The sequence below is a fragment of the Chlamydiota bacterium genome, from assembly GCA_016178055.1.
Classification (GTDB): Bacteria; Auribacterota; JACPWU01; order JACPWU01; family JACPWU01; genus JACOUC01.
Window position 1 is genome coordinate 1 of record JACOUC010000010.1, and the last position, 6,047, is coordinate 6,047.

General features: G+C 42.5%; 2 protein-coding genes. Both read left to right on the top strand.

The window, feature by feature from the left end:
- The first annotated feature begins 696 nt into the window (after nt 1-696).
- On the top strand, nt 697-4,800 hold the full coding sequence (locus HYS07_01275) for a hypothetical protein (GenBank protein MBI1869806.1): 4,104 nt from the start codon (nt 697-699) through the stop codon (nt 4,798-4,800).
- A gap of 345 nt (nt 4,801-5,145) precedes the next feature.
- On the top strand, nt 5,146-5,673 hold the full coding sequence (locus HYS07_01280; GenBank protein ID MBI1869807.1) for a hypothetical protein: 528 nt from the start codon (nt 5,146-5,148) through the stop codon (nt 5,671-5,673).
- The last annotated feature ends 374 nt before the right edge of the window (nt 5,674-6,047 follow it).

A 6,047-nucleotide genomic window follows, 5' to 3' on the forward strand; every position in this document is an offset into this window, starting at 1 on the left:
AACGGTAACGGACCTAGCGACAGGCCAGCCTGTGAAGCTCCAATACAAAATTGCCAGCACTTTAATGACTGGGACACCGATCAAACTAGCGATTGACACAACCAAATACAGTGTCAAGAACCTCCAATGGGTTACAACTGCAGACGTCTCAAAAATGAGTGGAACGAACGTCAAGCTCACCTTCAAGGCCCCAAGGATAGTCCCTGTGGGAAAATCCGATGCAGTGGCTGAAGGGGTAAACACCTTTATCAGTGAAACAGAGAACACGGCAGCGTATCCGACGAACAGTGCGATCACGGCTATCGTCAGTGAAACATCGGATGGAACGAACGGAACAGTCAGTATAGACATCACGAAATCGACAGCGGACACAACCGGTAACGTTTACATCGATGAAAAGATCTACGAAGCATTAACTGCTGCAGAAGAGCAAGCGATCAAAGACAATGGAGGGGCAGGTTTTTCGATCACAGCATCTGGGGGAACGATCAGCGAACTACAAGTAGACCTAACGGTAACGGACCTAGCGACAGGCCAGCCTGTGAAGCTCCAATACAAAATTGCCAGCACTTTAATGACTGGGACACCGATCAAACTAGCGATTGACACAACCAAATACAGTGTCAAGAACCTCCAATGGGTTACAACTGCACGGGTGTCAATCTTGATGGTACTGATGGGGACGACCGTGCATTGGTGCTTCCTTATAATGATTTTGGAAATCCAGATGGGTTTTCGGTTGCAAAGATTCAGGCGACGGATGATTTTGGGACTGGGACTGATTATTCAGAAGAGACAACAGGGGATGATACTTTTACAATTGTTGCTAGCTCTCCAAATTCTGACGTGACGGGTTTTTGGCTTGGAGTTCAAACGATTGATGATTCTAGCGGGGTGAGCCAATATTTTAAGGTTCAAGCGGTTAAAGTATTAGGCACTCAAGATACCTGGGAAATCCCTAAATCTGCGTTTGAAGCTGCCTATCCTGGCATATTGTCAGAGGTTGCTTATTTTGAAGTTGTTATTACCAATGACCAAGCGATTGATCCAGGGACAGGTGAGAATGCGACCCTTGAATTTATGTTTGCCAGGAAGGTTTTTGCGGCGGATGATTGGGCGGTGAATGGTTTTCCAGTGGTTACCACGGGAGCGAATGATCAGGGGAGTTATTTTGAGCAGGCTGTTACCGCTACCAATGAGGGATATTCAAACTCAGAATTTCTTGAGAGTGAAATTCTTGATCCGAATACCTATGGTTATTTTAAAATTTCTCCGGCCTATAATCATTCGGTGAGTGGTTCGATGTTTATCCCTGGGAATAAAGATACTTATTTTGGGCATGATTGGACCTTTGATGCACCTGTCAATATCTATGATTATGCGATTGATGTTGTTGATCCAAGCGATGGAGTGACAAAAAAGGCACTTGTTTTTTGGGCGAATGCAGATGCGTATAAGCAGTTGTGGATTGAATTTGAATATAAATCCGCCGACGGAACTAAAAAAACTTGGAGATGTCCAGCCATTAATCCGAATGGTGATAGTGAGTTTTACGCTTTTTTTGAAGGATATGAAGTGGATGATAATGCCGACTTAAATAAGGATGAGGTTTTGAAGAATGCGACCAAAGTTGCAACTCGTGCTTATGGAGACGATGTGAAGGAATCGGTCGTAACGCAGGTTGAAAGCGATTTAGAAGCTTGCAATGGAGATGCCACTTGCCAAGATCTTATTTATCAAAATGATTTATATTTCTCCTACGCTGCTTGGGGAGCCTGGGGATTTACGGGGTATCCCCCCTCGACTCCTTTGTGGTCTCCAGAAGGTTCTGAAGAGGCAAGGCGAGTCAAGCCGAGGGTGGTAGAGATTACGCCTGGGGTTTGGCATGTCATTCGGGGAAATGAATCACAGGGCGGTGTGTCAACGGGAGGGTCTTCTGGTACAGGCGGAGAAGGAGGGTCTCAGGAGCCTGGAAGGGGAAAAGAAAAAGCTCGAGATCGATGGAAGGATCGATTTGAAGAGTTGATGAAAAATATAAAGGGCAGCTTCAGTCCTTCTGAAAATCATGATTTAGAGGCAACTTTCTTTGACGGAGATACGACTTTAGTTCCCATTGGAAATGCGGCAGTGTGGGAGGATAGTGAAGCGGATATTGGCTCAGGGCTCCCCGGATTGATTCATCTTGAGCTCAAAGCGGCTAAAGATAGAAATAAGAGAATACCTTTTGAGCCTGGAGTGGGGTACCGCCTTTTAGAGATTCAGGCGCCAGAAAATCAGTTAGATTTGACTCAATATGTGGCTTGGTCTCGCGGGTCAAATATACAAAGTTTGTATATGGTTTTTGAAAATGAATTAGGTCAAGAATGGACGGGGATGCTTAATCCAATTACAGAAACTGGTGCACCTTATCAACTTATTGTTCCTCCTGGTTTTGGACCTGTGAAGAAGGTTTCGGTTTGGGTCGAGGCGAGCTCAGATGATTTTTCAGTGGATATTCAGTTTGGTCATGAAGTGAAGGAGTCTCAAAGAGTGGGTGGGTGGTATGGAGGAAGTAATTCTTGGAATGTTAGACCCGTAGGGGTAGGGGCTGGTGAGGGAACTAGTGAAAGAGGATTAAAAAGTTTTTCAAGGCGCTTATCTCAAGCTATTTCTCAATTTGGGCGTGGGGGAAGTACCGCTTCGAAAAAAGGCCAGCGTGGCGAGAGTGGATTCACTAAAATTTCTTTGCTTCTCATGATCGCTTTCTTGTCAGCTATTCTTCCTTCTCTTGCTTTTGCTTCTGTGTCAACTCAGGTGGCTGTTGTGGCTCATCACAGTTGGGCGATTGCACATGTTCTGATGGGGGATACCGGTTTTGTTACGGTTGGTGTTACAGGAACTGTAGCACTCATTGTTGCACGAGCTTTAACGTCACGGTCAGAATCTGTTCCAGAACCAGGTTTGTCCAATATTATTCGAGTCAAGAACCGATCGTTTAGCGAAGCAACGGATGAAGAGATTGCCCTTCGTGTTGTTATAAAGGCAATTACAAATTTAAAAGATGATGAGTTGGGCCTAGAAGAAAATAAGCCCCTCGTTCAAGAGATTGAGCGGGCCATTTTAGGCATGATTCTCTCTGAAATGAGTTTTGCGGATTTTATGACCAGTGTTAATAAAATTGTAGATTCACGTGAAGCTCAAATTGAGCAAGGTGGAAAAAAGATTGAAGAGGCAGCGAAATCAGAACATATCCGTGTAAGCGCTTTGACCATTCTTCTCATGGCTAATAGTTGGAGAAATGGAAATCTTTCTTTAGAGGTTTTTGAGGGGATGGTGACGTCGTATAAAAATAAGGAAAATTATAAACCTCAAAAGGGTCAAGAGACGACTTTTGATCAATTTGCTCAATTAACTCTAGCCGACTTGATGACTCTTTACGGTGGGGAAGGGCGTAATCATTACTTATCCATTAAGGCTTTGGTAACGACTTTAGAAAAATCAGGTCTTGGAAGGAATCTATCGAGCTTGTTCTCCCTTTTTGAAGGGTTAGAGTTTTTAGGTCGAGGCGCTCCTTACCAGAGGATTTTTGCTGCATTGAGAAGTGTACTTAGACTTTCAAGAGAGCCTGATAATGATCTAGCACAGTTTGTCAAATCCCATCAGTCTAAGATATTGGTCATTCAAAAAGAGGGTGGGCTGCGGCTTGGCGGAAAAGAAGCGGATTTAGCGCTTGGTCTTTCCAGTGATATTAAAGGTAGATTCCATGAAGTCTATCGTGTGGTGAATCAAGGTCGTTCGGAGGCAAATGTAAATGCGGCCCCGGTTTATCTTAATCTCTCTGGGATCCATCCAAGCCGATATGACGCGATCTTTGATGAAATATTTAAGAGAGTTGAATCTTCGCATTTTTCTCTGGCTCGTCGCTATAAGGGTCTAAAAGATGGAATCAAATTTAGAGATTCTCGAGATGGTCATTACGTCAGCATTCAATTGGTTGGAAATGTCATTCAGGTGCGTGTGAGCAATTTGAGAACTCAGTATCATCGACTTTCAGAGTCGAAATTAAATGGGCTCTTTACTCAATTGAAAGAGAAAACACATCCCACGGCGTTGGTGTTAAGCGACAGAACCCTGGATCTTCAAATTATCAGGGATGAGAACGGTAAAATTGTTGTCAAGTCGGATAGTAAAAAGTTTAGAAGTTATTTTGACGAGGCTGAAAAGCATAAATTGCCCAATGGTCAAAATGCTTTGAAACTGGTAAGACCTATTGTTTTGCCTGAAGGCGTCACGATTGGAAATGTTTCGCGAGAGAAAGTTTTGACCTCTCTCTTAGGGTTTGAGAGTGTTCAGGCGATGAGAAGTGAACTTGGAAGGGAAAAAGTCAAAACTATTTTGAATGATGTGATCATTCAATTCTACCAGCACAATGATCCGGCTGTTGTGAGGGGAAGACTTGGTAAAAAGATTCATGATCGACTTCATAAAAATAGAATTTTTAAGGGAGTTGATCTCATTCAAGCTAAAGCGCTGGCCTTTGCAATTACGTCCAGCGAAAGAAAACTGTATGGCGACCTTTCGAATGTCCTTTATTGGATTGTGACTGGAGATATTAGCGATGAAAAGACGCGGCTTTTGATCATAGATGGTCTTGTTGCCCAGGGGGATATGAAATCCTTGGTGCTGGCGAAGGAACTTCAAGAAATGGATCCTTATGCGCTGGCTCAATTAGGGAGTCATCAAGTGATTAGCGCTAGAGAGCAAACTGAACTTCTTGGGATGAGGGAACGGGCCAAGAAGTTAGCTCAATCTTCGATGTAACATACTCTCTACCAACAAGATAAAAATTTTTACTTTTTGATCAAGATCCGTGTCTATATATATGAAGGGATGTAAAGACAGTTTAATGTGTAATGTTTAATGTGTAATGTGTAAGGTGTAATGTGTAAGGTGTAATGTGTAAGGTGTAATGTGTAAGGAAAAAGATAAAGACAGTTTAAAGTTTAAGGAAAAAACTTAAGCATGCATAAACTTTAAACTTTAAACTTTTAACTGTATTTAAAAGGGGCGGGAGAAAGAAACTTGCAAAGTCCAATAAAACATGTAATATGTTTTGGTAACCGGTAACCGGTAACTGAATGGGGACTGAGCAAGGGGGGTACTCACATGAGGACGAATACAGTCCTGCAAGATCTTGCAGGAAGGGATAATCGTTACGTCAACAATTGGGTTCTAGCTTTAGAAAAGCATGAAGGCGCTTTACCTTATACTTTAATTCGAATGAAAGGCAGATTTATTTATTCCCATGATCTTAAGGACATGTTCCATAAGATGATGGAAAAAGTAGTGGAGACAGAAAAAAGAATTATTTTTGATTTTGGAGGGGTCAGTTACTCCTGCAGTGTTTTCCTCAGTTATTTCCTTCAATGGGCTAAAGACCAATCCGTTAGAAATTGTTTTGTTGGAGTTGTCCATATTCCCTGTTTTCTTAAGGGAATTATGAAAAGTTTAAAATTTCAGATGTTTTTGAGAGAGCTTCCGGCACATTCGTCCGAGTGGACTTTAAAATTAATGACACCTAAGAAACCCTCTCGTTGGTTGGAAGCTCTTAAAAAGTTTTTTTCGCCACAATCTAAAGAGAAAGCAGAAAAGGTTCACCAACCTGTTTATCGTCCCCAAATCGTTGCCGAGTAGGGGTCGGAGCCACCTGCTGCTAGATTTTCTAGTGTGGTTCTACAAAGCGGGATTCCCCATTTTGTAGTCGCCCCATTTATGGGGCTCTCCCTTGCACGGACTGTCCGATTCATTCCCCCACCAATCTATCCAAGGTGGCGGGATTGTTTAGCGGTCAATGCACGGGTCATAAGCTTACGAGCGTGCTTAAAGATAACAGCTGTATTGGTGGGGGGATGAATCGGGTGGCTACGAAAAACATGATGGGAAGAACTTCCATCGCAATATAAAAATTTTAAAGATTTTTAAAATAATTTTTTACCTTTTTGATATTTAGTGTGTCTTATCTTTTGAATTTTAAGGAGGAATTTAGACAAATTTAGTTTTAATCTCAT